At 65.3% G+C, this 26,703-nt stretch carries 25 protein-coding genes; 13 read left to right on the top strand and 12 right to left on the bottom strand.

Annotated elements, in window-relative coordinates:
* The first annotated feature begins 194 nt into the window (after nt 1-194).
* The 3 genes from K6L26_RS26225 (at nt 195) to K6L26_RS26215 (ending at nt 3,739) form a co-directional block, all read left to right on the top strand.
* The gene (locus K6L26_RS26225) at nt 195-1,556 is read left to right on the top strand and encodes a cytochrome P450 (RefSeq protein ID WP_221852061.1); all 1,362 of its coding nucleotides are present in this window, start codon (nt 195-197) and stop codon (nt 1,554-1,556) included.
* A gap of 69 nt (nt 1,557-1,625) precedes the next feature.
* A complete protein-coding gene (locus K6L26_RS26220; protein WP_221852060.1) occupies nt 1,626-2,660 on the top strand; it encodes a patatin-like phospholipase family protein in 1,035 nt (344 codons plus the stop codon).
* The gene (locus K6L26_RS26215; RefSeq protein WP_065063868.1) at nt 2,657-3,739 is read left to right on the top strand and encodes a galactokinase; all 1,083 of its coding nucleotides are present in this window, start codon (nt 2,657-2,659) and stop codon (nt 3,737-3,739) included. The genes K6L26_RS26220 and K6L26_RS26215 overlap by 4 nt, the downstream gene beginning before the upstream one ends.
* Here K6L26_RS26215 and K6L26_RS26210 read toward each other — a convergent pair.
* Nucleotides 3,726-4,559, bottom strand: a complete 834-nt coding sequence (locus tag K6L26_RS26210) for an NYN domain-containing protein (protein WP_019347725.1) — start codon at nt 4,557-4,559, stop codon at nt 3,726-3,728. The genes K6L26_RS26215 and K6L26_RS26210 overlap by 14 nt on opposite strands.
* A gap of 102 nt (nt 4,560-4,661) precedes the next feature.
* Here K6L26_RS26210 and K6L26_RS26205 point away from each other — a divergent pair, with 102 nt between their 5' ends.
* On the top strand, nt 4,662-5,909 hold the full coding sequence (locus tag K6L26_RS26205; protein ID WP_221852058.1) for a KasA/KasB family beta-ketoacyl-ACP synthase: 1,248 nt from the start codon (nt 4,662-4,664) through the stop codon (nt 5,907-5,909).
* Here the strand turns inward: K6L26_RS26205 and K6L26_RS26200 are convergent.
* The 4 genes from K6L26_RS26200 to K6L26_RS26185 form a co-directional block, all read right to left on the bottom strand.
* Entirely contained in the window at nt 5,906-6,793 is an 888-nt protein-coding gene (locus K6L26_RS26200) for a cyclopropane mycolic acid synthase family methyltransferase (RefSeq protein WP_080989635.1), read from the bottom strand. The two genes, K6L26_RS26205 and K6L26_RS26200, sit on opposite strands and share 4 nt — an antisense overlap.
* Before the next feature lie 20 nt (nt 6,794-6,813).
* A complete protein-coding gene (locus K6L26_RS26195) occupies nt 6,814-7,734 on the bottom strand; it encodes a cyclopropane mycolic acid synthase family methyltransferase (protein ID WP_435405350.1) in 921 nt (306 codons plus the stop codon).
* Nucleotides 7,735-7,806: 72 nt separating this feature from the next.
* Nucleotides 7,807-8,850: an ABC transporter ATP-binding protein gene (locus tag K6L26_RS26190; RefSeq protein ID WP_221852057.1), complete on the bottom strand. Its 1,044-nt coding sequence runs from the start codon at nt 8,848-8,850 to the stop codon at nt 7,807-7,809.
* Nucleotide 8,851: 1 nt separating this feature from the next.
* Nucleotides 8,852-9,901, bottom strand: coding sequence for an ABC transporter permease (locus K6L26_RS26185; RefSeq protein WP_221852055.1), 1,050 nt, complete (start codon nt 9,899-9,901; stop codon nt 8,852-8,854).
* Nucleotides 9,902-10,200: 299 nt separating this feature from the next.
* Between K6L26_RS26185 and K6L26_RS26180 the strand changes: the two genes are divergently transcribed.
* The 4 genes from K6L26_RS26180 (at nt 10,201) to K6L26_RS26165 (ending at nt 13,918) form a co-directional block, all read left to right on the top strand.
* Nucleotides 10,201-10,884, top strand: coding sequence for a hypothetical protein (locus tag K6L26_RS26180; RefSeq protein ID WP_221852053.1), 684 nt, complete (start codon nt 10,201-10,203; stop codon nt 10,882-10,884).
* A gap of 92 nt (nt 10,885-10,976) precedes the next feature.
* Nucleotides 10,977-11,720: a Mut7-C RNAse domain-containing protein gene (locus K6L26_RS26175; protein ID WP_221852051.1), complete on the top strand. Its 744-nt coding sequence runs from the start codon at nt 10,977-10,979 to the stop codon at nt 11,718-11,720.
* 136 nt (nt 11,721-11,856) lie between these two features.
* A complete protein-coding gene (gene arr, locus K6L26_RS26170) occupies nt 11,857-12,285 on the top strand; it encodes an NAD(+)--rifampin ADP-ribosyltransferase (RefSeq protein ID WP_221852050.1) in 429 nt (142 codons plus the stop codon).
* Nucleotides 12,286-12,499: 214 nt separating this feature from the next.
* A complete protein-coding gene (locus K6L26_RS26165; protein ID WP_221852048.1) occupies nt 12,500-13,918 on the top strand; it encodes an SDR family NAD(P)-dependent oxidoreductase in 1,419 nt (472 codons plus the stop codon).
* A gap of 32 nt (nt 13,919-13,950) precedes the next feature.
* Here K6L26_RS26165 and K6L26_RS26160 read toward each other — a convergent pair whose 3' ends face one another.
* From K6L26_RS26160 to K6L26_RS26150, 3 genes are all read right to left on the bottom strand, one after another.
* Nucleotides 13,951-15,237 carry a DUF2786 domain-containing protein gene (locus K6L26_RS26160; RefSeq protein ID WP_221852046.1) on the bottom strand — a complete coding sequence of 429 codons (1,287 nt, stop codon included), beginning with the start codon at nt 15,235-15,237 and terminating at the stop codon, nt 13,951-13,953.
* 161 nt (nt 15,238-15,398) lie between these two features.
* Nucleotides 15,399-16,235: a protein-tyrosine phosphatase family protein gene (locus K6L26_RS26155; protein ID WP_245008648.1), complete on the bottom strand. Its 837-nt coding sequence runs from the start codon at nt 16,233-16,235 to the stop codon at nt 15,399-15,401.
* Between the two features lie 23 nt (nt 16,236-16,258).
* The gene (locus tag K6L26_RS26150) at nt 16,259-16,837 is read right to left on the bottom strand and encodes a TetR/AcrR family transcriptional regulator (RefSeq protein WP_221852044.1); all 579 of its coding nucleotides are present in this window, start codon (nt 16,835-16,837) and stop codon (nt 16,259-16,261) included.
* 95 nt (nt 16,838-16,932) lie between these two features.
* Between K6L26_RS26150 and K6L26_RS26145 the strand changes: the two genes are divergently transcribed.
* From K6L26_RS26145 to K6L26_RS26135, 3 genes are read left to right on the top strand one after another with little or no spacing between them, the layout of a single operon-like run.
* On the top strand, nt 16,933-18,210 hold the full coding sequence (locus K6L26_RS26145) for an NADH:flavin oxidoreductase/NADH oxidase family protein (protein WP_221852042.1): 1,278 nt from the start codon (nt 16,933-16,935) through the stop codon (nt 18,208-18,210).
* A gap of 13 nt (nt 18,211-18,223) precedes the next feature.
* A complete protein-coding gene (locus K6L26_RS26140; RefSeq protein WP_076210251.1) occupies nt 18,224-18,928 on the top strand; it encodes a type 1 glutamine amidotransferase domain-containing protein in 705 nt (234 codons plus the stop codon).
* A complete protein-coding gene (locus tag K6L26_RS26135; protein ID WP_221852040.1) occupies nt 18,928-19,833 on the top strand; it encodes an acetoacetate decarboxylase family protein in 906 nt (301 codons plus the stop codon). The genes K6L26_RS26140 and K6L26_RS26135 overlap by 1 nt, the downstream gene beginning before the upstream one ends.
* A gap of 183 nt (nt 19,834-20,016) precedes the next feature.
* Here the strand turns inward: K6L26_RS26135 and K6L26_RS26130 are convergent, their stop codons facing one another.
* On the bottom strand, nt 20,017-20,649 hold the full coding sequence (locus K6L26_RS26130; RefSeq protein ID WP_221852039.1) for a DUF4352 domain-containing protein: 633 nt from the start codon (nt 20,647-20,649) through the stop codon (nt 20,017-20,019).
* A gap of 179 nt (nt 20,650-20,828) precedes the next feature.
* Here K6L26_RS26130 and K6L26_RS26125 point away from each other — a divergent pair, with 179 nt between their 5' ends.
* Nucleotides 20,829-21,146, top strand: a complete 318-nt coding sequence (locus tag K6L26_RS26125; RefSeq protein WP_245008647.1) for a hypothetical protein — start codon at nt 20,829-20,831, stop codon at nt 21,144-21,146.
* 23 nt (nt 21,147-21,169) lie between these two features.
* Here K6L26_RS26125 and K6L26_RS31770 read toward each other — a convergent pair whose 3' ends face one another.
* From K6L26_RS31770 to K6L26_RS32040, 3 genes are all read right to left on the bottom strand, one after another.
* On the bottom strand, nt 21,170-21,499 hold the full coding sequence (locus tag K6L26_RS31770) for a hypothetical protein (protein WP_245008646.1): 330 nt from the start codon (nt 21,497-21,499) through the stop codon (nt 21,170-21,172).
* Between the two features lie 163 nt (nt 21,500-21,662).
* Nucleotides 21,663-22,721, bottom strand: a complete 1,059-nt coding sequence (locus K6L26_RS26115; RefSeq protein ID WP_221852035.1) for a hypothetical protein — start codon at nt 22,719-22,721, stop codon at nt 21,663-21,665.
* A 1-nt stretch (nt 22,722) separates the two neighbouring features.
* Nucleotides 22,723-23,019: a type VII secretion target gene (locus K6L26_RS32040; protein WP_221852034.1), complete on the bottom strand. Its 297-nt coding sequence runs from the start codon at nt 23,017-23,019 to the stop codon at nt 22,723-22,725.
* Between the two features lie 196 nt (nt 23,020-23,215).
* Here K6L26_RS32040 and K6L26_RS26105 point away from each other — a divergent pair, with 196 nt between their 5' ends.
* On the top strand, nt 23,216-26,314 hold the full coding sequence (locus K6L26_RS26105) for a DEAD/DEAH box helicase (protein ID WP_221852032.1): 3,099 nt from the start codon (nt 23,216-23,218) through the stop codon (nt 26,312-26,314).
* The last annotated feature ends 389 nt before the right edge of the window (nt 26,315-26,703 follow it).

Raw genomic sequence — 26,703 nt, 5'->3', positions numbered from 1 at the left:
CTTAAGCGCCGGGGTCGGCCGTGTCCTTCCCTGCCGTCCCCGCCTTTCCCCTCTTGGGCCTTTCTTCCCCGACGCCGATTTCTACCTCACGGCTGCTCGTCCACGCGATCTACGACCCAGATGTGGAAAACGGCGAGCTGTGCAGCCGGCGTTCGGGCCTTTGGTGTGCGGCCGTCGGCTCGTATGGTGAGGTTATGGGCGGTACCGCGTCGCTGCCGCCGGGGCCGCCGTTGCCCCGGGTGGTGCAGGCCGGCTTGATGATGCACTACTGGCCGCGTTTTGTTTCGTCCTGCCGTCGGCGCTACGGCGATGTGTTCACGCTGCGGGTCGCCGCGATGGGCACCATGGTGTATCTGGCGAACCCCGCCGACATCAAGGTGGTGTTCGCCGGAGATCCGACGATCTTCCATGCCGGGGAAGCGAATTCGGTGTTGAGCTCACTGCTCGGTACCAGTTCGGTGCTCGTGATCGACGAGGATGAACACCACGAACGCCGTCGCCAGATGCTGCCGCCGTTCCACCGCGATGCGGTGGCCCGCCAGACCGAGATCATGGCGGAGATCGCCGCCGCGAACGTCGCGGGCTGGCCGGTCGGCACCCCGTTTCCCGCGGCCCCGAAGATGGCCGAGATAACCCTCGAGGTGATCCTGCGGACCGTGATCGGCGCGTCGGACCCCTCCCGGCTGGCGGCGTTGCGGTCGGTGATGCCGCGGCTGCTCAGTGTGGGGCCGTCGGAGTTGATGGCGGTTGCGCGGCCCGAGCTGCTGAAGTGGCGCCCATGGCGCGCTGTGCAACAGAACATCGAGGAGGCCGACCGGCTGCTGGGCGCCGAGATCACCGATCGACGCGCCGACCCTGAGCTGGAGTCTCGCCCTGATGTGCTGGCCATGCTGGTTCGGTCAGCAGATGGACACGGCCGCACCATGACCGACCGTGAACTGCGCGATCAGTTGATGACCCTGCTGGTCGCCGGCCACGAGACGACGGCGACCGCGTTGTCGTGGGCGCTGGAACGGTTGACCCGGCACCCCGCGATCCTGGACAAGGCGGTGCAGGCAGCCCGTAGCGGCGACGACGACTACCTCGACGCCGTGGCCAAGGAAACCTTGCGGATCCGGCCGGTGGTGTTCGACGTGGGCCGAGTGCTCAAGCAGCCCGTGGAGGTGGCCGGCTATCGGCTGCCCGCCGGGGTGATGGTGGCGCCGGGTATCGGCCTGGTGCACGAGCGCGACGACGTGTATCCCGACGCCGACCGGTTCGACCCGGACCGGATGCTCGGCGCGACGCTGGGACCCACCACCTGGTTCCCGTTCGGCGGCGGCAACCGTCGATGCCTCGGTGCGACGTTCGCGATGGTCGAGCTGCGGGTTGTGCTACGTGAAATCTTGCGTCGCGTCGACCTTTTCACCACCACTGCGCCCGACGAAGGTCAACGCGTCAAGCACGTCACGCTGGTGCCGAATCGCGGGGCACGGATCTGTGTGCGGGACATCCATGAGGTGCCCGCCGAGATCACGCGCGACCGGGCCGAAGCGGCGCCGCGTCAGCCCCACTGATGGCACGCCGTAGGGGCTCAGGCCGCGAGGTTCCAGCCGGGCGACAGACTCGCGTGCCAAGCTGGGGGTATGGCTGCGAAACGTTCCCCGCACCGCGCCGACCTCGTGCTTTCCGGCGGCGGGGTCAAGGGCATCGGCCTGGTGGGCGCCGTCGTCGCGCTCAAGGAGGCCGGGTACGCCATCGAACGGATCTCCGGAACTTCGGCCGGCTCCCTGGTCGGCGCCGTGGTGGCCGCCGCTGAACACCGCAACCAGCTGACCAGTGCGCAGCTCAAGGAGTTGGCGCTGAGCGTGCCGTACCACAAGTTCCGTGACAGCGGACCGATCGAACGTATTCCGGTACTCGGCACAGCGTGGGGCCTGCTACCTGAAACCGGAATTTACCGTGGCGATTTCGCATATGACTGGATCCGCGGCGAGCTGAAGAACCTGGGCATCAAGACTTTCGGTGATCTCGCCATCGATGACGACAATCTGTTGCCCGAGCGGCGGTACCGGCTGACGGTCACCGTGACCGACGTGACCACCGGCCAACTGGTGCGGCTGCCGTGGGATTACCGGCGCGTCTACGGTCTGGACCCCGACGAGCAACTCGTGGCCGACGCGGTGCGGGCCTCGATGTCGATTCCATTCTTGTTCCACCCGGTGACGCTGAAAACCGCTGACGGGCAGGCGTGCACGCTGGTGGACGGCGGGATGCTGTCGAACTTCCCGATCGACTCCTTCGACCGTCCCGACGGCGGCGAGCCGCGCTGGCCGACGTTCGGGGTCACGGTGGTGCCCTATCTGCCGGCACCGTCGGCCGAGCAGCTCATTCCCGGGCTGGGAATGTTGCGCTGTGGAGAGCCGACGTTTCTGGAGAGCCTGCTCACCACCATGCTGGTCGGTCACGATCAGGCCCATCTGAGCCTGCCGTGGGTGAAGGTGCGTGCGATCCAGGTGGATTCGACCGATGTCGGAGTGCTGGATTTCGACATCACCCGGGGTGAGGCCGAGGCGTTGTACGACAAGGAATATGCGGCGACGACGGAGTTCCTGGCCACCTGGGACTGGCCCGGGTATTTGGACCGCTTCCGCCGGGCTACGCGGGTGGATCAGCGTTGACCATCCGCTACTGCGCCCCTGGCCGGATCAACCTGATCGGCGAGCACACCGACTACAACTCGGGATTCGCACTGCCGATCGCCCTGCCGCAGCGGACTACGGTGACCTTCGATCCGGATTCCTCTGGTGTGCTGGAGGTTTCGAGTGTGTACGGTCTCGCCCGGATCGGTGTGACTACCGAACCGGGCGATGTGACGGGCTGGGCGGCGTATGTCGCCGGGGTGGTGTGGGCGTTGGTGCGCGCCGGGGTCTCGGTGCCGGGCGGTCACATGACGATCACCAGTGACGTCGCGGTCGGTTCGGGGTTGTCGTCGTCGGCCGCACTGGAATGTGCGGTGCTCGGCGCGCTGCTCACCGCCGCGGGCGTCGAGCTCGATCGCGTCGAGCAGGCCCACATCGCGCAACGGGCCGAGAACGAATACGTCGGTGCGCCAACCGGATTGCTCGATCAACTGGCGGCGCTGTTTGGTGCCCCGGCGCAGGCCATGCTGATCGACTTCCGCGATCTCACCGTGCGGCCGGTGCGTTTCGATCCCGAGGCGTCCGGTGTGGCGCTGATGTTGATCGACTCACGGGCCCGGCACGCGCATGCCGGTGGTGAGTACGCGGACCGGCGGTCGTCGTGTGAGCGGGCGGCCGCCGACCTGGGGGTGGCCACGCTGCGGGAGGCCGATTTGGCTGGCCTGCAGAGGATCACTGATCCGGTCGACGCCCGGCGGGCCCGTCACGTTTTGACCGAGAACCAGCGGGTGCTCGATTGCGTCGCAGCGCTGGCATCGGGGGACTTCGCGTCGGTCGGTGAGCTGTGGACCGCATCGCATGCCTCGATGCGGGACGACTTCGGGATCACCACGCCGCATCTCGACCTGATCGCCGACACCGCGGTGCGGGCGGGTGCGTTGGGGGCGAGGATGACCGGTGGCGGGTTCGGCGGCTGTGTCATCGCGCTGGTGCCCTCGGAGCGGGACCGATTGGTGAGCGAGGCGGTATTTCGGGACATGCGCAACGCCGGATATCCGGAGCCGCAGATCGTCAGGACTCACGCAGCCGCCGGGGCGGGCCCGATCAGCGCAGCTTGACCATGCGCGTCGTCGAACTCTCGTCCAACTCGACGATCTTGGACCGCGACCGCAGGAAATCACTGAACGATTTGAAGCCCAATGACTTCTCGCTGAAGGACGGGTCCATCCGCTTCATCTGTGCTTTGACCGCGGAGTTGTGCAGCCACTCGACGTCGTCTTTCTCCAGGCCGATCTGCAGGGCGCGGGTCAGTAGCGCGGTGGCCTGGGCCTGCGGATCGGGCTCTTCTTTTCTGCGGGTGCGCTTCTGCGGTTTGGGTTCGGGATCGGGCGCCGGGGTGGGGATGCCGGGCAGCGCGTCGTAGACGACGAACTCGTCGCACGCGGCGGCCAGCACCCGGCTCGACGAGCCGGCCACCCCGATACCGACGACATAGCGGCCCAACCGTTTACAGCGCTGGGCCAGCGGGATGTAGTCGGAATCGCCGGCCACGATCACCACGTGGGTGAGATCGGGCAGGCGGAACATGTCCTCGACCGCGTCGACGGCCAATCTGATATCCGCACCGTTCTTGCCGTAGGCGGCCGCCGGGAACAGTTGCACCAGGTCAACGGCGCGGCCGACGAGCTGTTCGCGGTAGCCGGCGTTGACGTCGGCTGACCAGTCCGCGTAGGCGCGGGTGAGCACCAGGGTGCCGAACGAGGAGGCGAAGTCCAGGATGGCGGCCACATCGACCGTGGCCTTGGCGAGCTTGTCCGGTTCCAGGCCTTTGGCCTTGTCTTTCTGGAACGAGTTGCGACCGTTGACCTGGTCGTAGCGGGAGATGACGATGTTGTCGAAATCGAGGTACACCGCGACGCGGGTGTCGAGTTCGGTCATGTTTCCAGTCTGACAAATCGGATGTATGTGGGCATATGCAGTTCTAAAGTGGGAATTACTTTCTCCCATATTGGCCGCAAAGGAGAAGCAGGAACTCAGCAGATGCCCGCGAAGGCCGCAGGTCGATTCGCCGATGTCGTCGTCACCGCGATCGCATCGACCACTTCCCTTGCGCCCGATGCGGAGGACACGTGGGCGCTGTTGTTGGAGGGTCGCAGCGGCATCCGCACCTTGGACAAGCCGTTCGTCGAGGAGTTCGACTTTCCGGTGCGTATCGCCGGGGAGCTGACCGAGAACTTCGAGGACATCCTGAGCCGGGTTGAGCGGCGCAAGCTTTCGTATATGGGCCAGATGTCCACGGTGCTGGGACGTCGGCTCTGGGAGAACGCCGGCTCCCCGGAGGTCGACACCCGCCGGCTGCTGGTCTCGATCGGCCTGGCGTTGGGCACCACCGAGGAAATGATCCTGCAGTACGACACCTGGAAGGAGAAGGGGCTGCGCGCGGTGGCGCCCACGTCGATCCAGAAATACATGCCGAATGCGCCCGCGGTGGCGGTCGCGTTGGAGCGGCACGCCAAGGCCGGGGTGATGTCTCCGGTGATGGCCGATGCGTCGGGTGCGGCGGCGATCGGTCAGGCGTGGCGGCAGATCATCCTCGGCGACGCCGACATCGCGATCTGCGGGGGTGTCGAGACCTGTATCGAGGCGGTACCCATCGCGGCATTCGCGCAGAGCGGCATGATGTCGACGTACAACGACGACCCGGCGGCCGCATGCCGGCCGTTCGACAGCCATCGCGACGGCATGGTGTTCGGTGAGGCCGGAGCCCTCATGCTGATCGAAACCGAGGAGCACGCCAAGGCGCGCGGTGCCCCGATCCTGGCCCGGCTGCTGGGCTGCGGCATGACCAACGACGGCTATCACCCGGTCCGGCCCGACCCGACCGGCGAGCGGGCCGCCGATGCCATCACCCGCGCCGTTGAGCTGGCGGGTCTCACCCCGGCCGATATCGATTACGTCAACGCGCATGCGACCGGCACGGGCTGCGGGGATGCCGCCGAGGCGCGTGCGATCCACCGGGCGCTGGGGAGTGCGACACCCGCGGTGTATGCGTCGAAGGCGGCGCTGGGACACTCCCTCGGTTCGGCCGGGGCGGTGGAGGCGGTGTTGACCGTGCAGGCCCTGCGCGACGGGATCATCCCGCCCACGCTGAACTTGAAGAACCGTGATCCGCAGATCGACCTGGATGTGGTCGTCGATCAACCCCGCCGGGGCAGCTACCGGTACGCGATCAACGACTCGTTCGGATTCGGCGGCAACAACGTCGCTTTGGCCTTCGGAGCCTACTAGGACTCTTTGGCGAAGGTGAACTGCGCGACTTCGGAGATCCCGCGGCGGAAGAAGTCGGCGCAGCCGGTGATGTAGCGCATGTACCGGTCGTAGACCTCTTCGGAGGTCGCGGCGATCGCCTCGTCGCGGTGGGCGACCAGGTTGGCGGCCCAGGTGTCCAGCGTTCGCACGTAGTGGGCGTTCATCAACTGCAACTCTTCGGTGGAAAAGCCCGCGTCGGAGGAGAATTCGAACATGTCCTGATCCGAGGGCAGCTGCCCGCCGGGGAAGATCTCCCGGCCGATGAACCGGGTGAACTTCATGTCGTTCAGCGTGATGGCGATGCCGTGCTCACGCCAGTAGTTGATCGGGTGAGTGAAGATGGTCTCGATGACCATGCGGCCATCGGCGGGTAGCACTCGGTGTGCCGTGTCGAAAAAGGCTGCATAGCGCGACTTTCCGAACGCCTCGAACGCCTCGATGCTGACGATGCGGTCCACCGGCTGGTCGAACTGCTCCCAGCCCTGCAGGCACACCAGATGCGAGCGGCGGGTATCGGTCTGGTCCAAAAGGCTTTGACAGTAGGCATACTGGTTGCGGCTCAGCGTCAGGCCGATCACGTTGACGTCGTAGCGTTCCAGGCCGCGTTTCATCAGCGCGCCCCAGCCGCAGCCGACGTCCAGCAGCGTCATCCCCGGCTCGAGGTCCAATTTGTCGAGGGCCAGGTCGATCTTGGCCATCTGGGCTTCTTCCAGCGTCATGTCGTCGCGGGCGTAGAACGCGCAACTGTAGGTGCGGGACGGGTCTTGGAAGAGCCCGAAGAAGTCGTCGGAGAGGTCGTAGTGGGCTTGGATTTCTTCGAAGTGCGGCCGCATCTGGGCCGTCCCCGTTGTCCCGTCGGCCATGCGTAGCAACCTCCCCGTAGTTACATTTTCTCGCAGGTGAATTGGCATACGTCGGTGTAGCCCACGCGGAAGAGGTCCGCGCAGCCGGTCAGGTACTTCAGGTAGCGCTCGTAGACCTCTTCGGAGGTGATGGCGATCGCCTCGTCCTTGTTGGCCTGCAGGTTCGCCGCCCAGGTGTCCAGAGTGCGGGCGTAGTGCGGCCGCAGGCGTTGTTTGCGGGTGACGTGGAAACCGGCTTCGACTGCGCGGTCTTCGACCATCTTGATCAGCGGGATCCGCCCGCCGGGATATATCTCGGTGACGATGAACCGGAAGAAGCGCATCAGCGACATGGTGGTGGGCAGGCCCAGTTCGGAGACTTCTTCTTTGCTGGTCGAGACGATGGTGTGCAGCAGCATCACGCCGTCGTCGGGCATCAGCTCATAGGTCTTCTTGAAGTAGTCGGCGTACTTCTCGAAGCCGAAGTGCTCGAAGGCGCCGATCGAGACGATCCGGTCGACGGGCTCGTCGAATTCCTCCCACGGCTGCAGCCGTACTTCTTTGCTGCGCGGGCTGTTTGATTCGGCAAAGCGTTGCTCGATGTGCGCCAGCTGGTTGTGCGAAAGCGTCAGTCCGATGACGTTGACGTCGTATTTGTCCACCGCGCGCATGATGGTCGAGCCCCAGCCGCAGCCGATGTCGAGCAACGTCATTCCCGGTTGCAGGCCGAGTTTGCCCAGTGCCAGGTCGACTTTCGCCATCTGGGCTTCTTCCAGCGTCATGTCCTCGCGCTCGAAGTAGGCGCAGCTGTACGTCTGGGTGGGGTCCTGCCACAGCCGGAAGAACTCGTTGGACAGGTCGTAATGGGATCGGACTTCATCCGCCGTCGACCCGTGCCGTTCACCCGGCGGCGCGCCGATAAACGTCGTCGTGGCATCTTTTTGGTGCTTGGTTACTGTCACTATCCGCCCCGTACTGCATCGGACTCGGTAGCTGACTGGCGCACCGCTTTCTTCATACGCCGGTTTCGGACGCTACTCCTTCGATCGTGCGCTCGGTACCCCTTGGCGAAAACCGGAGTCGCTCGTGGGGTCTTCGGGTTCGGATCGGCCGATGAGGTTCTTGGCGCCGGTGGGGCCGAGCAGCTCCCGGAACGCCTGGACGGTGTAGCCGACGATGCGGGCATCGGTTTTGGCGCGGGCGGTCGCCGACCGGGGCAGGCTGAACAGCGGTCCCATTTCGCCGAAGTAGTCGCCGGGGCCGACGACTTTGATGAGTTCCTCACCGCCGCTGGACAATTCGCGCGCCAGTTCGATCTCACCGGCGGTGACGATGTAGATCAGGTCACCCATCTCGCCCTGGGAGAACAGCACCTCGCCGGCGTCGACGGTGATGGTTTCCGGGCCTTCATGCTCGACGGCGACGTGGGGGACGAGTTCCACCACCTTGTCGGCGAGCGGCAGGATGCGGGTGTCGTGAGTGGCCACGACGACGACGCGTTCGTCGCTTGCGAGTTCACGGATGAGCCGCAGCACCTCCTCGACCTGGATGAAGTCCAGATGGGCGGTGGGCTCGTCGGCGAGGATCAGCGGCGGATCCAGTGCGATCGCGCGGGCCACCGCGACGCGCTGTTGCTGTCCGCCGCTGAGGTTGCCGGGGCGGTGGTGCAGTCGGTCCTTGAGCCCGACACGGGTGAGCAGTTCCATCGCGCGTTCACGGGCGCCGTAGCGGCTCATGCCGGCGGCGCGCAGCGGCACCATCACGTTCTCCAGGGCGGTCAGGCTGGGCACCAGGTTGAACGCCTGGAACACGATCCCGACGGTGTCGCGCCGGTAGTCCGACAGCGCCTTCTTGTTCAACGTGGTGACGTCGATGTCGCCGAATTCGATGCGACCGGCGGTCGGTTTGAGGATTCCGCCCAGACAAGACAGCAGCGTGGTTTTGCCACAACCGCTGGGGCCCAACAGGATTGCCAGCGACCCGGCCGGGACGTCGAGGTCCAGGCCGTCGATCGGGCGTACCGCGTAGCCGCCGCTGGAGTACTCCACGACGAGGTCTTTGACGAGAAGGTCGGCCATGTCAGGGTCCTCGGAACGCCAGGGCGGGGTCGATGGTGACGGCGCGGCGCAGCCCGGCCACGCTGGCCAGCAGGCCGATACCGACGGCAAGGATCGGGAGAGCCACGAAGGCGGCGGTGGGGACGTCGCAGCGCATCGGGAACGGTGGCCCCAGCACCAGCGACAGGCCCGCGCCCAGCAGGGCGGCCAGCAACGCGACCGCCACCGCCTGCATCGCGAGGCCGCCCATGATGGAGCGGGTGGCCACCCCGACGGCCTTGAACACCGCGAAGTCGCGGGTGCGTTCCAGGGCAGACAGGTAGATGACCGAGCCGACGATCAGCGCCGCGACCGCCCACAGCAGGCCGGCCATCAAGCTCATCGCCTGGTTGGCGCCACGCAGCGGGCGCACCATGTCGTCGATGGCGCCGGCCCGGTCGACGATGCGGAATTCCGGCGGCGCGGCGCCCGGGGCGCCGACGATGCCGACCGACGAGATCAGTTTCTGGCCCGAGAACAGCAGTTGTTGGGCGCCGGGGACCGTCAGGTAGACGTTGTCCTGGGCGGCCAGGGCGGTGAGGTCGTCGACCAGGCCGACCACGCGCAGTCGGGAGGCGCCGATGGCGACGTCGGCGCCGATCGGTTGGCCCATCGTCGTCGACACCGCGACCTCGCCGGGCGTGTGCGGTGCCCGGCCCTCCTTGAGCGTCGGGGTGCCCGGCCCCTGCTCGGGCACCCCGAACACGTTCACGTTGCGTGGGGTGCCGTTGTTCGGGATGGTCGACGAGCCGTACACCAGCGGGACCGCTGCGGTGACGCCTGGGAGCCGGGCCGCGCGTTGAACATCGGTGAGCGGCAGCGGCGCCGAGCCGAGGAACGGGCCGGCCGCGCCCTCTTTGATCATGAATGCGTCGAGGTGAAGCGCGTCTACGCTGCGTTCGGCCTCGACGCGGAAACCGTTGGCCAGGCCCGTCAACACCAAGGTCATCGCGAAAACCAACGCGGTGCCGACCGCGGCGATCATGAATCGCCGTCGGCGCCACTGCAGATCGCGTAATGCCGCGATCAACACGTCGGTGTCTCCTGCATCGCTTTCGACGTTACCGAGATGGGTGTGGCGGGTGGTGGTTATTGGGGCATTTGGTGTGCAGTCGCGCGCGGTCCGCCTGCGCCGATTCCTGTCGGTAAGAGCCGAGAACCAGACTTAGGATCAAGAGGCCGTGTCGCCTGATTGGGGGTACTGGGTAGATGGCAGTCGACAATTTCGCGCGCTGATGAGTGGGTGGTTGCTCTTCAACGCCAAGAACGCCTGCGTTGTTGCCAATCTAGGTGTCCATGGCCGGTATTGACCAAGCAGCATTAGCAGCCTCAGTGGCGGGATGGGGTAATGCGACGGTCGAGATTCTGGCGCCCTCACCGCAGAGACGTGCCGTGATTCCCGAGGCATGGTGGTCGGTAGCCGAATCAGTTGATCCAGAGGAACGCAAAGACGTCGCGCTGGCACTGTGGAACAGCGAATTCCTGGCCCTAGTACCGCGATTCAGCGAGGCGTTACGGTCGGCGCTTCTCGACGTGCGGGTGGCTCAGCATTCCTGGCAGAGCTCCCCCACCTTGGACTACGTGCTTCGGGCCTGGGATGGCGAGCCCAAGGTGTGGATGGGGGAGGACCCACGCACGTTCGGACCTTCAGAGCCCCCGATGTTCGACTCGCTGCCTGATCCGGCCCGCACGTTCCTGCGGCAGGTTCACGCCGGGTTCACCACACTCAACGGCAAGTCGTGTGGGCTGATGCCGCCGGCCGACATGCAAACGCTTGCCGACAGCTGGGGCCAGCCCGACGAGAGTGATATCGCCGAGTGTTGGGATACGTCGACCTACCCGTTTCCCGGCAGCCACCGACTACTTCTCGTCACCGAATATGTCGGGCACCCGTATCTGCTCACTTCACCGGAGTTGCCGCCAGGCACCGCGGTTACCTACATCGAACCCGACTTCGAAGTCACACCGTTCGGCGAAGCGCTCGACGAGTTTTTGAACAAGCCACTGGGGTACTGAGATGACGGCAACACCCGGGTTTCAGCAAGAGCCGTGGACAGCTGGTTTGTCCGCGCATTGCGGTCGACGAAGCGGCGCGCGAGCATGGCGGTATGGCCGTCGTGAACGTTCGGGCCTATGCCGAGCTCAACGACTTCTTGGACGCGGGCTCGCGGGGCGAGACCCTGCGGCGTCCTTTCCAGAGCCATCAGACCGTCAAGGATGTTCTGGAAGCGATGGGCATACCGCACACCGAGATCGACCTGATCCTGGTGAACGGGCACCCGGTGGGCTTCGAGCGCCGACCGGTAGCCGGCGACCGCATCGCGGCTTATCCGATGTTCGAGGCGCTCGACATCGGGTCGACGGCCCGGCTGCGGCCGCAGCCGTTGCGGCATCCGCGGTTCGTGGTCGACGTCAACCTCGGCCGGCTGGCGCGATTGCTCCGGGTGCTGGGGTTCGATGTGTGGTGGTCGAGCGATGCCGACGATCAATCGCTCGCCGACATCAGCTCGGAACAGCAGCGGATCTTGCTGACCCGCGACCGCGGGCTGTTGAAGCGTCGGGCGATCACCCATGGATTGTTCGTCCATTCCCAGCGACCGGAGGAACAGACGCTTGAGGTGCTGCGGCGGCTGGATCTGCGGCGGCAGGCCAAGCCGTTCACCCGGTGCGTGCGCTGCAACGGTCAGCTGGCCACGGTGGCCAAGGAACAGGTGATCGATCAGCTTGAGCCGTTGACGCGCCGGTACTACGACGAATTCAGTCAATGTCCGAAATGTGGCCGGATCTACTGGGCCGGATCGCATTTCGAGAAGTTGAGCCGTCTTGTCGATCGGCTTCTCGCGCGACTCTGAAAAGTACCGCGGGACTGGCTGGGCGAGAACGAGATTGGCTCTCGTCCCACTCTCACTATACGGCGGGGGGTGGGTCTTGCGGCAAGGCCCCTGAGGTGCTGCACAATCTTTCGATCCGTGACGAGATGGGGGATTTGTGACGACTACGCCGAAACCGTTCGAGGTGCACGAGTCCGGTGCGCTGCTGCACGGCACCAAGGCCGACCTGGCGGTGGGGGATTACCTGGTGCCTGGACGCGAGTCGAATTACGTGGCCGGGCGGATCATGAACCACGTGTATGTCACCCGCACGTTGGATGCCGCGGTGTGGGGAGCCGAGATGGCCGCCGGCGAGGGGCGGGGCCGCATCTACATCGTCGAACCCGAGGGTGAGCTGGAAGATGACCCGAACGTGACCGACAAGAAGCTGCCCGGCAACCCGACCCACTCCTTCCGCACCCGCGAGCCGGTGAAGATCGTCGGTGAGATCACCGACTGGGTGGGGCATTCACCCGAGCAGTTGCAAGGCATGCGTGACGGCCTGGCAGACCTGCGGCGGCGAGGGCTCGACGTCATCTACGACTGATCGCACGGGCTGACTGTTTGGCCGGCGGCTCAGGTCGTGTGTTCGCCTCGGGGCACTGTGACGAACGTGCAGCTTTTCCGGGTCAGGACGCGAGATCATCCAGAAACCCTGCACGCTCGCCACAACGTCGCGGCCACCATCGACAGGCCGATTTTCATGCCAGACCGGTTCGCTCGATACGGGTATTTGTGCCCTCCCGCCGTACCCTTCCATCGTGGACGCGATCGACCCCGACCAGCTCAGCACGTGCCTGCGGGTGCTGTCCGAGGTGCACATGCTGCCGCCCGAGCACCCCGACGCCGTTGCTGTGCGCCAGGCCACCGCGAAGATGTTCAAGGCGCTGAAGAAGGAGCGCCGGGCCGCCGCACGCGAGGCGGTGGCGGCCGCTGATCGTGCGGTCATCGCCGCTACCGCGACGGGTGCACCGGGCCGGATCGACGACGAGACCCAGGGCTTGCCGCTGGTGTCGACCGCGGTCGGGGCCACTGCGGGCACGCTGCTGCGCTCACGAGCCTGCTACATCTGCAAGAACCACCACACCGTCGTCGACGCCTTCTATCACCAGCTTTGTCCCGACTGCGCCGCGATCAACCGGGCCAAGCGCGACGCCCGTACCGACCTGACCGGGCGCCGGGCCCTGCTCACCGGCGGGCGCGCAAAGATCGGCATGTACATCGCGCTGCGGCTGCTGCGCGACGGCGCGCACACCACGATCACCACCCGGTTCCCCAACGACGCGGTGCGCCGCTTCGCCGCGATGGAGGACAGTGCCGACTGGTTGCACCGGCTGCGGGTGGTCGGGATCGATCTGCGCGACCCGGCCCAGGTGGTGGCCCTCGCCGACGAGGTGGCCGCGCAGGGGCCGCTGGATATCTTGATCAACAACGCGGCCCAGACGGTGCGCCGCCCACCGGGCTCGTATGCAGCGCTGGTGGAGGCCGAGCGCACCCCGCCGCCGGCGTTGGTGGACGTCGTCACCTTCGATCACGTCAGTGACGCGCACCCGCACGCCTTGGCCGGCAGCCTCGGCGAGCACCCCACCGCGCATGCACTCACCGAACTGGCCCTGACCGCCCGCAGCGCCTCGCCGGAGCGGATCTCTGCCGGGACCGCCATCGACGCGGGTGGGCTGCTGCCCGACACCGCGTCGGTGAACAGCTGGACCCAACGCGTGCACGAGGTCGACGCGATGGAACTGCTCGAAGTCCAGCTGTGCAACCAGACCGCGCCGTTCATTCTGGTGAGCCGGCTGCGCCCGGCGCTGGCCGCGTCGCCGGCCCGGCGCAAGTACGTGGTGAACGTGTCCGCGATGGAAGGCCAGTTCAGCCGCGGCTACAAGGGACCCGGGCACCCGCACACCAACATGGCCAAGGCCGCGCTGAACATGCTGACCCGCACCAGTTCCGGGGAAATGCTGGAGCAGGACGGCATCTTGATGACGGCCGTCGACACCGGGTGGATCACCGACGAGCGTCCCCACCCGACGAAGCTGCGGCTGGCCGAAGAAGGGTTCCACGCACCGCTGGATCTGGTGGATGGTGCTGCGCGCGTGTATGACCCGATCGTGCGCGGGGAGCTGGGCGAGGATCTGTACGGGTGCTTCTTGAAGGATTACTCGAAGGCCAGTTGGTAGGGCGGTCCCTCAGATCGCGTCGAGCAGCCGCATCACCCCGCGATCGGTCGACGCACATCCAGCTGCGCCAGGTCGGCCGCGATACGCCCGGCTGCCCATCCGGCGCCGTTGGACGGCGACATCATGCGGGGAATCGTCGCCGGGAAGAGCCGGTTGGTGAGGTCCTCGGTTGCCTGGCTGCGCGCGGCCAGTACCGGAAGCAGCGTGCCGTGGTCCACCTCGGTGGCCACTGCCGTGGAGGTGGCGGTGAGGCGTTCACCGATGCGCGCGGCGTATGAGAGAAGGAATGACTGGCGAAACGAGCGCGTCCGGGTGTGGCCGCTGGTGGTGCGGCCCGCTGCCAGCATCGCTCGGTTGGCTTGGACCAGTAGCGAAGTAGCAAGTAGCTCAACGAATTCCAGATCGCACTCGGCGCCGATGACGGCGACGAACCCGAGCTTCTCCGCGCACACCATCTGACACCGGTTGGCCGCTGCCACCGACTGCACCAGTGCTGCCTTGGCGCTGACGTAGGGGCTGTCGATCCAGATCCGTCGGGCGGTCGCCTCTGCTGCGCGACCTTCCTCGTGATCGCGGATCGCGTGCTGCAGTGAGTATCTGCTCATCAGTTCTTGCGCCTTGGCCGAAAGCGCTTCCGCTTCTTCGGGAAACTTGGTGGCCTCTGCCTTGGCGAGCAGCCCCCGCACCCGGCTGAGCGCCTTCGCATCCGTCGGGTTCACCGCGACCGCCGAATGTTGGTGCGCGCCGGGCACCGGCAGCAACGGCACGAGCCTCGGCAGGGTACCCAGCAGCCGCAGCACCTTCAATACGACGGTCAACGCTGCGTGATGGTCGACGGCGTTCCTGTGCGCCCAGTCCCACATCTGCGGAGCGCCGTGATCGATGTCCACGGGCAGCGCGGTGAGCTCGGCGCGCCACCGCGGGTGCAGTGAGGTGACGGGATAGTGCCGGGATTCGCGGACGATGGCCTCGGCCAGGTAACCGGCTGCCGCTGCGTCGAGACGGCGACGAGCGAACTCGTGCAGGTCATTCGGCGACCACCCCACCTGCCACGCGCCGCTGATGGCACCGGCCACGGTGCCCTCGGCGGCAAGGTCGAGTTCGTGTGTCCGGTCGGGGAAGTCGTCGAGCAACTCAGCGGCGTGAAACTCCGCGTCGTGGTAGGGACACAGTGCGGAGTTGTACAGCGCTGCGGTGAGGCGGTCGAGGAGGGCGACCCGGTCGTACCCGGGTTCGGTGCTCCAGCGTTCCCGTTGGGGCGTGGTGCGGTGGCGGGCCTTGTGCTTGGCGGCGCGCTTCTGGCGGTTGCGGCGGCTCATGTCTGGAGTCTGGAGCAACGGTCCGACAAGTTGCGTCTCTGCCGCGCGCAGCGCCGTCGCACACCATGGGCTGGCTCTGCGTTCGTAACCTGGTGGCGGTCCGAACGCGGTTTCTTCGCCCTGACGTTACAAGCGCGAGCAGATCGCTCGCCGGTCGGCGTCTACCGGGCGCAGCGCGCTCGCAGAAGGTCGTGCTGCGCGGCGGACTCTGGGCAGGAGATTGCGGCTTTCCTTGTGCCTGCGCGTAATTCGGCGATGCGGGCGATGACGTTGTTATAGCTCAATCCGGATTCGGCGAGCAGACACCCGATCACTGTGCTGGTTCGGCCCTTCCCGCCCCGGCAGTGCAGGTAGACGTTGCGGCCGGCGTCCAACTCGGAGCGGATGCGTGCGAGGATCGCGTCGTAGCCCGCTTCGTCGATGACGCCGTAATCGGGAATCGGATGTGCGAAGTACCGCACTGTGCGCCCGGACTTCTCGGCTGCTGCGTGCATAAGCGCTCGGTAGGGCGTTAGGTGGTCAGCATCGGTGGTGAGGTCGACGACCGTGTCGATTCCGGCGTCGAGCAGGACGTGGATCTTGGCTTCGGCATGCTCGAGTGTCGCGGCGGCGGGGTATTCACCGGCCAGGAGTCGGTTGGGCTCGACCCACCACGCGTGAAGGACGTCGTCATGCGGCCACGGTGTCGCTCGCCGTGGCGGGCGGTCGTCGTCGGTTGCCCCAGGATGATGACGCAGCGCCTCGACGATCGCGGTGAACTCGGGAAACTCCTCTTCGATGGGGCCATAGGCGCCACCGTGACGATGAGCGCGGACGCACCAGAAGGCCCAGCCGCGCAGCAGATCAACCCCGGCCCACTCGGGGATCACACGGGTGCTTCGAAATTCGTCCATAACCGGACGGAGAACATCGGCAAGGCGGGACGGGTCACCTGCCAGTCGTTGGTAGCCGTTGTACTCATGCGCCCACTCGATGAGCGTGCGTGCACGTCGCTCCACGCTGCGTAGGTTAGCGAACCCGGTCAGGCGAGCTGGCCGAGCACCGCCGCGACTGCCGCGCGGACCGTCGAGGCGACGGTGTCAGGGGAGGACGCGTCGAACTTGCCATCCAGGTGCAGGAAGGCCAGACCGTGCACCAGCGCCCACACCGCGTTCGCCATCGCGTCCGGATCTGAGGTGGGAAGCGCCTGCCGCACAATCGATCTGAGGTACTCGCTGATCGCCTCCACCGCGGCGACGCGTTCCGGGCTGGTGGGATCACACGGTTCGGCGAACATGGCCCGGAACAGGCCGGGGCGCTGGAGCGCGAAGTTCACGTAGGCGATGGCGACGTCGGCGAGATCGTCGGGCGTTTCCGGTGACGGGTTGGCCGCGGCCAATTGGGCGGCCAGATCGCGATAGCCCACCGCGGCGACCGCGGACAACAGCGCGTCGCGGTCGGTGAAATGCCGGTATGGCGCAGCGGTCGAGACCCCCGCGCGCCGGGCCGCCGCGCGTAGCGAGAGTTCGGTCGCGCCGCCCTCCTCGAGCAGCTCCAGGGCGGCCTGCACGAGGGCGGTTGGCAGGTCGCCGTGGTGGTACGACCTGGTTGACGTGGCCATTCGGGATCTACCTCACAAGTGTTGACACTGCTTACATGCCCCCGTATGTTAGCAGCAAGATGAAGTAAGCACTGTCAACATTGCTAGGAGTTCCCATGTCGAAAGCGTCGGAGGCGTTGTTCGCGCCCCTGCAGCTGAAGTCCGGCCAGGTGTTGCCCAACCGGATCGCCAAGGCGGCCATGGAAGAGGGCATGGCCGGACGGGCACAGCTGCCGGATGGGCGATTGATCGCGCTGTACCGGCGGTGGGGCGCCGGCGGCGCCGGCCTGCTCATCACCGGCAACGTCATGGTGCATGCCGAGGCGATGACCGGGCCGGGTGGCGTCGTGCTCGATGCCGACTCGCCGCTGGAGCCGTTCGCGGCATGGGCGCGAGCAGGCAAGGACGACGGGGCGGCGATGTGGATGCAGATCAGTCATCCCGGCCGACAGGTCCAGGCCAACATGCCGGGTGTGGTGTGGGGACCGTCGGACGTTGCTGTCGAGCTGGGCCGGCACTCGAAGCGGTTCGGGCAGCCGGTGGCGATGACGGCGCAGCAGATCGCCGACACCATCACCCGCTTCGCCACCACTGCGCGACGTGCCGAGCAGGCCGGGTTCGATGGTGTCGAGGTGCACGCCGCGCACGGATACCTGTTGTCGCAGTTCTTGTCTCCGCTCGTCAACACTCGCACCGACGAGTGGGGCGGCTCACTGGAGAACCGCGCCCGACTCCTGCTGGAGATCGTCCGCGCCATCCGCGCCGAGGTGTCGCCGGGCTTTTCCGTTGCGGTGAAACTGAATTCAGCGGACTTCCAGCGCGGAGGCTTTGATGCCGACGACGCCCGCAAGGTGATCGACATGCTCGCACCTCTAGGTGTCGACCTCATCGAGCTGTCCGGCGGCAGCTACGAAAGCCCCGCCATGACCGGCCGCCCGGCCGACGAACGGACCGCCGCTCGTGAGGCGTACTTCCTGGAACTGGCGGCCGAACTCGCGGTGAGCAGCCCCATCCCGCTGATGCTGACCGGCGGCATCACCCGGCACCAGACAGCCGAGCGGGTGCTGGCCAGTGGCGTCGCCGTGGTCGGCATGGCGACCGCGCTGGCCGAGACTCCCGATCTGCCCGCGCGGTGGCGCCAGGGTAGGGAAGCGACGGGCCGACTGAAGCCCGTGACCTGGTCGGACAAACCGCTGGCCTCGATCGCCAGCATGGCGATGGCCCGGTACCAGATGCGCCGACTCGGTGCGGGGAAGAAGCCCGCACTGGGCGTCGGGCCGGCGTTCGCGCTGGCCGCCGATCAGCTGGTGTCGCGACGTGCCCTGCGTGGGTACTCCAGGTGGTTGAAGTCCCGGCCGCGGCCGGCTCGCGTTGTTGGTACCCAACATATTTAAGGGGAGACGGATCATGACGAAAGTTCTGATGGTGATCTCGGCGGCCGACCGCTGGACACTCAACGACGGCACGGTGCATCCGTCCGGGTACTGGGCCGAGGAGGTCGCGCGGCCCCATCAGATCTTCACCGAGGCCGGGTGGGAGATCACCGTGGCGACGCCGGGTGGCAAGGCGCCGACGCTCGACCAGCTCAGCCTCGGCATCTCCGGCGGCATGCCGTGGAAGCGTCGCGAGGTCAAGAGCTATCTGGACAGCATTGCCAACGTGCTGGCCCATCCGGTCTCGCTCGACACCGTGAACGCCGACGACTACGACGTGGTGTTCTACCCCGGCGGGCATGGCCCGATGGAGGACCTCGCCTACGACCCGGTCTCCGGTGCACTGTTGGCGCACCGGCTGGAGTCCGGCCAGCCACTCGCGCTGCTGTGCCATGCACCGGCGGCGATCCTGGCCGCTTCGGAGCCGGACGGGGTGTCACCGTTCGCGGGGCGACGGATGACCGGCTTGTCGAACCGCGAGGAGCACCTGAACAGCTTCGGGTGGAAGGCACCGTGGCTGTTGGAGGACAAGCTGAAAGAGGCCGGCGTGGACTACTCCAAGGCAACGCTGCCGCTGCGTCCGCATGTCGTGGTCGACGGAAATCTCTACACCGGGCAGAACCCGCAGTCCTCGGAGAAGCTGGCCGAGCGCCTGGTTGCCGACGTGGGGCGGGTCTGATGGCCGTTCAGGATGTGGTCGAGGTCGATCTCGGCGGGCATCTGGTCACCGTGCCCAAAGGTGGCCTGTATGACCGGTTTCGGATGCGGACCGACCTCGACGAGGTCGAGCGCGACCCCCGGGTGTCCAGCGTCGACTTCTTCCGGAAGCTGCCCAAGACCGAGGTGAACTCGGCGATCGGGCCCACGCTGACCCCGAACTTCTACTACCGGATTTCGACCGCGCGGCTGGTGATGCTGGCCCGGTCCCGGGACATCCGCACCCGGCTGCCGAAAGCGCTTGCACCGCTGGAGGTTGCGCCCGGTGTCGGGATCGTCTCGGTGATGTTCTTCCGCTACGACGTGTGCGACATCGACTTTTACACCGAGGCCGCCGTCGGAATCGCGGTGCGGCCGGCGCGGCACGGCAAGGCCGGATTCGCCGATCTGGTGAGCAGCCTGGCCAACGATCACCTGCATTCCTATGTGCTGTCACTGCCGGTGAGCACACAGATCGCCCAGGTGCGCGGGCATGACGGATATGGCTTTCCGAAGTGGGTGACGGAGCTGGATGTGTCTATCGATGCAGACCGGGCTTCGGCGCGGGTTGCGAATGACTTTGGCGGTGTGGATCTGGCGTTGTCGGTTGTCACTCCTTCTCAAGTTAAGTATGTGACGGGGGAGCGGGTTTCGACGCTCACGTCCTATACGTCATTCGGCGGTGCCTGGCACTCCACATTGAGCCAGACGAATGTGTTGTCGGCGGGGACGGCACGGTTCCCGCGCGGTATCGATCTGCAGATCGGACAAGGCCGGATGGCGGACGACTTGCGGGCGCTGAAACCGATCAAGACCATTCAGTTCGATGTCGTTACGGAAGGTCAACTCGCGCTGCACATGCCGGTGCCGGTGTCGGTGCGGGATTGAGGCGGCGGGGCCGGTTGGGGTGGACATGTGGGTTGGAAGACCGTCAAATTTTTTGACGATGTCCCCACCACCAATGTGCGCATAGCCCTGGTGGTCGGCCGGCGTGTATGACGCAGCGCGCTTGAGTGCGTCGAGCGCCATATCCCGGGGCCGCCCACGCAGGTCGGCCCCGGGGATCGCTGGCTACGGCGTCAGCTCCACGGTGACGCCGCCGGAGAACATCGAGTCGTGCAGTTCGATGCGTGCCGGTGCTGCGCCAACCGGCATGTCGTAGACCAGCGATACGTCGACGGCATTGCCGGGGTTGATGTCATCCCAGACCGGGATATCTGAATCGCCCAGCGCGATCTGCGCGGACGCATCGCTTTCGAAACTGCGACCTTGGGTGTCGATCAGCTTCTGGTTGGACGGGCTGAACCCCTGGGCCCGGTCACCGATGTTCTGCACGCTGAGCGTCACGATCACGAACTGACCCTGAGCCTTCTCGCGCAGGTAGGGATTGTCGCCGACCTCGGCCAGACCGGGCTGCACCGTCTTTACGACGAACTCGAACTTGCCGTCGCGGACCGGGGTGTTGAGCCCGGCAGCCGGGGCGTCCTGTTCGGCAGGGGGCTGCGCCGCAAGCGCGGTGTTGGGCTTGGTGTCCGGCTTGGTGTCGCCCTTGTCGGAGAACGCCGACATGACGGCCAGGAATGCGACGACGCCGATGACGATCGCCGGCCACTTGCGCTTCTTCGCTCGAGGTGACGCGTACTGGGGGAACCCCTGCGCGGCAGTCTGATTCGGCTCTGCGGGCTGCTGATAGGGATTGCTCATGACCATGTTCCTTCTGACTCGCGCCCGGGCACCGATGCCAGGCGAACAGGAGAACGTACAACTGGGTGCCGACAAAGTCCGGGGCGTTGGTGTTCGCTTCGGGTTTTCCGGCGGCAGCGTGCTGGTTGTCGGTGGCGGATGCGACGATGCGCGGTTCACTTCGAAACCAGGAGGTTGTGATGAAGAGTGTGTTGATCGCCGCGGCAATGTTTGGGATGGCTGTTGCCTTGGGCCCGGTGGCATCCGCCGAGCCGTCATGGACGATGCCGAATCTGATCGGGATGGATCTGCAGGGTGCGCAGGATGCGATTCAGTCGCTGACTCGAGGTGAGGTGTGGTTCAGCAGCTCAACAGATCTGACCGGCAAGGGGCGGGCACAGATCAGCGACCGCAACTGGCAGGTGTGCAGCTCGACGCCGGCGCCCGGGGCGAAGTTCACCGTGAGCACCGAGATCGACTTCGGGGTGGTGCGGATCGATACGGAGAAGTGTCCGTGAGGTAGCCGGCCAGCCCGGTGGACCTAGGACGGATCCGCGTATCGACGAGGTTCAGCGCCTGGCGTGTCGCCGTACTGGTGTGATTCGGCGGTTGGCATCGAGGTTGGGTTGTATCGGTAGGCCGAAGGGATGTCGGGTAGGCGCTCCGGCAGACAGTCAGAGTGATCGCCGCGCCAACGGACTACGTCCGGGTCCTTGCCCGGCTCGGGTGAGAGTGGCCCCGCCCAACCTTCCTCGAAATCGAGCATGTAGTAGTACAGCGCCGGATTGTCGGCGTCGTCCCAGGGGCCCGAGTCGATGAGGGATTCACTGGTATCGCGGACCAGACCCCACGTGATTGCCAACGGCGGCATTTGATACACCAAGTACATCATCGGACCGTCGGTCCACGCGTGAGAGACTTGGAACACGTGCCCTGGTTGCTCACCGTCTGAATGCCTTCGGTTCCCAACAGCGATGTGCCGCAGTAGGTTTTGCAGCACATCAGTGGCGAACTCGTGCGCTGACTTAGCAGGGTCAGTTGATGGGCACATTATTGTTCACCCAGGGAGGAGTCCAGGTCCAGTTTGGTCCGATTTCCACTACTCCGCTCCCTCCTGCAAGGGGATACATCGTGATCAATCCCTTCTGTCCTCCATCCGGAATGTCAGCATTTGCATTGGTATTCACGACGATCCTCATCGTGAGGCTCTCGCCGGTGTCCTCGCAGCTGACCCAGCCTAGAGGACCGGACGTACAGTGAGCCCGGTTGATCGGAACGTCGTAGACCAGTGTTCCACCGTCGTTTTTCACCGGTCGACTGTGAGATATGAGGTCTTTGAACACGTTGGGGTTGACTACGCCGTGGCGCCAGTACACCTTGTCCCACCCGAAGCCTTTCTTGGTCACCGCATCGTAATATCCACGGCGCATTACGACGTGGTTACCGTCTAGGTCGGTAGCTTCGGCGATCACGTCGTTGATTGGATAGGAAGGAGAAGGCGCGGGTGATTCCTTGAGGTCCAACGCGTGGACGGTCCCATCGGTTGGTGACTCTGGGAACTGGACGGCTTCCAGCGGGGAGATTTCGGCGGTGATCCTGCCAGCGGCCATATTGTCGGCTGCCGCGAGGTTCTGTGCCTGTGTGCGGATGTTGGTAGCGAATTCATCCGCTTTCAATTGGCGGGCTTCCCAGCCGCGCATGAGCGGCGTCCAGGAGCGGTCGGTGACCGAAAGATCCTCCTCCACAGAGAATCCCGCTTGCTCGGCCTCCGTAATGGCATCCAATGCCCGTTGTTTAGCCCAGCGAATATCGTCAGCACCCTTGCGTGCCGCCGTCGCGGCGTTGATGAGGCAGTCGGCTAGTCCGCGTACCTTGACGAGGTCGGACCAAGCACGGTCCTGCGCCGCATCAGCCGCCGTCCCCTCCCACGCCGTTCCGCCGGGGGACAGGGTTGCTGTGTGCAGTGTCGTGAAGTGCTCTTCCCACCGCTGTGCGGTAGCTGACCAGTTTCTGTCTGCAGACTCCAAGTGCCTGACATCCCAGTCTGTGATCTGCGACCGACTCGGGATGTATGCACTGGTCACGTTGGCCATGTCATGCCTCGACTGAGTGACCGGTCCCCGCGATCCTGTTCGCAGCTCCATCGTCTGTGCTCGCGTAAGCAGCGGCCGACACTCGCAACTTCTTCGCGGTCTCTGTCACTCTTGTGGCGAGCACCGTGGCGGCAATTTCGACGAGACTGGAGCCCTGCTGGACCGCCGTTGTGGTGGCTTGACGAGGTAGCCCACCAGATGACGGATTGATGTTGCCCGTAAGTGCTGCCGCAGTGGCATCGCATTGGTCTGCGAGTGCGTGCAGGCCCTCGCCGCTGACCTTGACCTGGTCCCCCATATCGGCCAACTATATCTGCAGGTCGAGATGGTCTCGTGCACCAAATTGGCTAGCTGTCGACTCCCTTCCTGGGACATTTGATAGTCGAACTTGTCGACTCTTGACGAGAAGACCCGGGGTCCTTTTACGACGTTTGTCTTGACGCCCACCCTTCCTGTCCCTCCCGCCAGTCGGCCCCTCGCGCTAACCTCCGAGCGTGGATGCCGGCCTGTACGAATCCCTGCTCACGGAGCGTCTCAACACTGCCCTGGCCCAGAGCCCCGACCTCCAGCCCGATTTCAGCACCGTCGACGACGCCGAGCAAGCGCTGACCATCGCGCGGCATCTCACGCCGCTGATCGAACGGCAGCTGAAGGCTGCAGGTAGCCCCGATGCGCGAGCTGATCTGCTGCGCAACATCCTTGGAGTGCTGGGCGATACCGATGCGCAGAAAGAAGTGTTGCATCTGGACGATCCCGCAAAGATCCTTCGTCTGGACGGCTTGACCCACAAAGCGCTCGGCACGGTCCAGCTTCCACGTCCCGCGACGCCGCTGTGTGACGCCGCACTGATGACGAATGCTCGCAACGAGCCGACGCTGGCGGCAGAGTTGCGGGCCGAGCTCGGCAGTGCCGACCACGTCGATCTCCTGTGTGCATTCGTGAAGTGGCAGGGCCTGCGCCTGCTGGAACGCGAGCTCACTGAACTGCGTGAGCGTGGTGTGCGGCTGCGGGTCACCACGACCACATACTTGGGAGCGACAGACGCCCGGGCTCTCGACGCGTTGGTCAACGACTTCGGCGCCGAGGTGCGGGTCAACTATGAGACTGACCGAACCCGGTTGCACGCGAAGGCTTGGCTGCTCCGCCGCAACACTGGGTTCCACACCGCGTATGTCGGCTCGTCCAACCTCTCGCATGCGGCGCTCGTCGACGGCCTGGAATGGAACGTGCGGCTGTCGGCGATTTCTACCCCGCACCTGTTGGAGAAGTTCCGTGCGACGTTCGACTCGTACTGGGAGAACCGCGAATTTGAGCTCTACCGCCCTGCTGACGATTCAGAGACGCTCAGGCTGGCGTTGGAGGTGGCCTCCGGTAAGAAACAGCGGGACCCGCTGGCCGTCACGCTGTCCGGGCTGGAGGTCACCGCCAAGCCGTATCAAGCTGAGCTGCTCGAACAACTCGACGCTGAACGTGTGCTGCACGACCGCCATCGCAACTTGATCGTGGCCGCCACCGGCACGGGAAAGACGGTGATCGCCGCACTGGACTACCGCCGGCTCGTCCGAGAAGTGCACGGCCGCGACCTCACGCTGCTGTTTGTCGCACACCGCAAGGAGATCCTCCAGCAAGCGCGGCGGATGTATCAGGAGGTGCTCACCGATCCGTTGTTCGGTGAGTTATTGGTTGACGGTGATGAGCCGACTCGATGGCGGCATGTATTCGCCAGCATCCAATCGCTCACCGCTGACCGACTTTCCACCGTTGAGCCCAACCGGTTCGACATCGTGGTGATCGACGAATTCCACCACGCGCAAGCGGCGTCCTATCGCCGGCTTCTTGAGCACATCGCGCCGATGGAACTGCTCGGACTGACCGCCACCCCGGAACGCGGTGACGGTGTCGACGTGCGGGCATTCTTCGGAGGGCGGGTTGCCGCCGAGCTCAGGCTCTGGGATGCGCTTGAGCAGAACCTGCTTTGCCCCTTCCACTACTTCGGCATCCACGACGGTACTGACCTGGAGACCCTGCAGTGGAAGCGCGGCGGCTACGACCTGACACAGTTAAACGAGATCTACACCGGCAACGACGCCCGAACACGCATCGTGCTTGACCAACTGCAGGACAAAGTTGCCGATGTTGGCGAGATGCGTGCGCTGGGCTTCTGCGTGAGCGTCCAGCATGCCCGCTACATGGCCGACCAGTTTGTCGCGGCGGGCATCCCGGCCCGCGCCATCGTCGGGCTCGACGATTCTGCCGAACGGCGCGCAGCTCTGACTGCACTCCGTAACCGCGACATCAACGTGCTGTTTACGGTCGACCTGTTCAACGAAGGCCTCGACATCCCGCTGGTCGACACCGTGCTGTTTCTGCGGCCCACCGAGAGTGTGACCGTGTTCTTGCAGCAACTGGGTCGCGGGCTGCGGCTTGCGCCCGGCAAGACGGTGTTGACGGCGCTCGACTTCGTGGGTCACCAGCGCAAAGAGTTTCGGTTCGATCAGCGGTTCCGAGCGTTGACTGGACTGGGCCGTAAGCAGTTGGAAAAGCAAGTCAAGGAAGGATTTCCGTTCCTGCCGTCGGGCAGTCAGATCGTGCTAGACACGGTGGCCCGGGACCTGGTGCTGGAGAACGTGCGCCAGCAGGTGTCGCCGAAGAAGGCCGTGTTGGTGTCCGAGATTCGGACGCATTCCGACGACCGACTGGCGTCGTATCTGGAGGAGTCGGGCCGCGGGCTCGAAGACATTCTGCGCACGGACCGGTCGTGGACCACGCTGTGCCGAGACGCCGGCAAGCTGGGAGAGCAGCCCGGGCCCCGGGAGGTCGACCTGGTCAAACGGGTGAAGGCGTTGGCGCACGTGGACGACCAGCGTCGCTGGAAGGCCTACAACGCGCTCCTGCAGGATTACCGCGCTGAGGACAGTGTCACCGAGTCCCGGTTGGCGGCCATGCTGTTCTATTCGCTGTTTCCCAATGGCGGCGGGTTCGGCAGTGTCGCAGAAGGTCTCAGTGTTCTTCGAGACGAAGCAGTAACGCAGGAGATGCGCCAGGTGATCGACATCGCGTTCGATGCTGCCCACCGCAGCACCTACGGTCTGTGGAATATGGGTGACGAGTTCGCCGACGTGCCGCTGGCGCTGCACGCCAGCTATTCGCGGGAGGAGATCCTGGCGGCGCTGGGTTTCGCGTCGCAGAAGCGGACACCGAGCACGATGCGAGAAGGAGTCGCATGGTGCCCGGAAGTCAACGCGGACGCCTTCCTCATCACGCTGAAGAAATCCGACACCGACTACTCGCCGACCACCATGTACCGGGACTTCGCGCTGAGCCCTGAGCTGTTCCATTGGGAGTCACAGTCCACGACCTCGGTGGCGTCGCCGACCGGGCAGCGCTACATCCATCACCGCGAGCGCGGATCCCACATTCTGCTGTTCGTGCGGGAGACCAAGGCCAACGCGCTGGGTGCCGCGCCGTACGTGTTCTTGGGACCCGCGGACTACGTGTCGCATGAGGGCGATCGGCCGATGGCAATCACCTGGCGCTTGCGTCAGGCAATGCCGACGGAAGTGTTCTTGGGGGCGCGGGCTGCGGTCGCGTGAGCATCGTAGGACCGACGCAATTACTTTGCGAAAGCCGCGAATGTCGATGCTAAGCCGACCGTGGAAATATTCACCAGGAGTTCTATCAAAGGGGCGGGGTGTCAGTAGTTGGCCTACGGTGCCCGCCGACGGGCCGGTGAGGGACGAAACGCCGAGGATTTAGGAGATTGGAGTCGTGACCATGGATATGTTCCAAAAGAGGGACTGATGGATACGGGAATCGCAGTCATCGTGTACGGATTCATCGGTCTATTGATCCTCTATTGCGTATTGTGGTGCCTTGTCAAAGTGGGCTGGGCGCTTCTTTCGGCAATGCGCTTTATTGAAGAGCGACTTCCTGAGCCGGCATCGGATCAGAAATCCGAATTCCGAGTGACAACTGAGTCGAA

The organism is Mycobacterium farcinogenes (genome assembly GCF_019739075.1).
In the GTDB taxonomy this organism is placed as follows: domain Bacteria; phylum Actinomycetota; class Actinomycetes; order Mycobacteriales; family Mycobacteriaceae; genus Mycobacterium; species Mycobacterium senegalense.
This window is presented reverse-complemented; position numbering and strand designations above follow the sequence as displayed.

What these genes read in the sequence shown, in the direction of transcription:
- K6L26_RS26205 (WP_221852058.1), top strand. Translation starts at nt 4,662, where the DNA reads ATGCCCGCGAAGGCCGCAGGTCGATTCGCCGATGTCGTCGTCACCGCG.
- K6L26_RS26145 (WP_221852042.1), top strand. Translation starts at nt 16,933, where the DNA reads ATGTCGAAAGCGTCGGAGGCGTTGTTCGCGCCCCTGCAGCTGAAGTCC.
- K6L26_RS32040 (WP_221852034.1), bottom strand. Translation starts at nt 23,019, where the DNA reads ATGGGGGACCAGGTCAAGGTCAGCGGCGAGGGCCTGCACGCACTCGCA.
- K6L26_RS26200 (WP_080989635.1), bottom strand. Translation starts at nt 6,793, where the DNA reads ATGGCCGACGGGACAACGGGGACGGCCCAGATGCGGCCGCACTTCGAA.
- K6L26_RS26130 (WP_221852039.1), bottom strand. Translation starts at nt 20,649, where the DNA reads ATGAGCAATCCCTATCAGCAGCCCGCAGAGCCGAATCAGACTGCCGCG.
- K6L26_RS31770 (WP_245008646.1), bottom strand. Translation starts at nt 21,499, where the DNA reads ATGCCGCCGTTGGCAATCACGTGGGGTCTGGTCCGCGATACCAGTGAA.
- K6L26_RS26175 (WP_221852051.1), top strand. Translation starts at nt 10,977, where the DNA reads ATGGCCGTCGTGAACGTTCGGGCCTATGCCGAGCTCAACGACTTCTTG.
- K6L26_RS26115 (WP_221852035.1), bottom strand. Translation starts at nt 22,721, where the DNA reads ATGGCCAACGTGACCAGTGCATACATCCCGAGTCGGTCGCAGATCACA.
- K6L26_RS26140 (WP_076210251.1), top strand. Translation starts at nt 18,224, where the DNA reads ATGACGAAAGTTCTGATGGTGATCTCGGCGGCCGACCGCTGGACACTC.
- K6L26_RS26160 (WP_221852046.1), bottom strand. Translation starts at nt 15,237, where the DNA reads ATGAGCCGCCGCAACCGCCAGAAGCGCGCCGCCAAGCACAAGGCCCGC.
- K6L26_RS26150 (WP_221852044.1), bottom strand. Translation starts at nt 16,837, where the DNA reads ATGGCCACGTCAACCAGGTCGTACCACCACGGCGACCTGCCAACCGCC.
- K6L26_RS26135 (WP_221852040.1), top strand. Translation starts at nt 18,928, where the DNA reads ATGGCCGTTCAGGATGTGGTCGAGGTCGATCTCGGCGGGCATCTGGTC.
- K6L26_RS26225 (WP_221852061.1), top strand. Translation starts at nt 195, where the DNA reads ATGGGCGGTACCGCGTCGCTGCCGCCGGGGCCGCCGTTGCCCCGGGTG.
- K6L26_RS26190 (WP_221852057.1), bottom strand. Translation starts at nt 8,850, where the DNA reads ATGGCCGACCTTCTCGTCAAAGACCTCGTCGTGGAGTACTCCAGCGGC.
- K6L26_RS26125 (WP_245008647.1), top strand. Translation starts at nt 20,829, where the DNA reads ATGAAGAGTGTGTTGATCGCCGCGGCAATGTTTGGGATGGCTGTTGCC.
- K6L26_RS26220 (WP_221852060.1), top strand. Translation starts at nt 1,626, where the DNA reads ATGGCTGCGAAACGTTCCCCGCACCGCGCCGACCTCGTGCTTTCCGGC.
- K6L26_RS26210 (WP_019347725.1), bottom strand. Translation starts at nt 4,559, where the DNA reads ATGACCGAACTCGACACCCGCGTCGCGGTGTACCTCGATTTCGACAAC.